The 232-nt window shown below is 67.2% G+C and carries 1 protein-coding gene; it reads left to right on the top strand.

The window, feature by feature from the left end; genetic code table 11:
* Positions 1-232 (top strand): hypothetical protein (locus tag AC3XQU_RS25060; RefSeq protein WP_489876787.1); only part of this gene is annotated, 232 nt, incomplete at both ends.

The raw sequence follows: 232 nt of genomic DNA, 5'->3' as shown, positions 1-232 counted from the left end.
GGACGCGCTGCAGCGAGAAGGCGAGATCGACAAGCGGAAGCTGTGCCCGCGCCTCGTGCCCGTGCACTCCCGGAAATCGAAACTGTTACGCGCCGAACCGATCGCGCAAGCCATCCTCACCCAGCGGGCGTGGTTCGGGCGCGACCCCGGCCTGTCCGACTTCAAATCAGAGTGGCAGTTGTGGGAGCCCGGATCGACGTGGTCGCCCGGCGCGTTGGATGCCGGCGTTCAC

The sequence above is a fragment of the Telluria sp. AZSoR62 genome (assembly GCF_058111565.1).
Note: the sequence above shows the minus strand (reverse complement) of the source record. Positions and strands in the feature narration are given on the sequence as shown.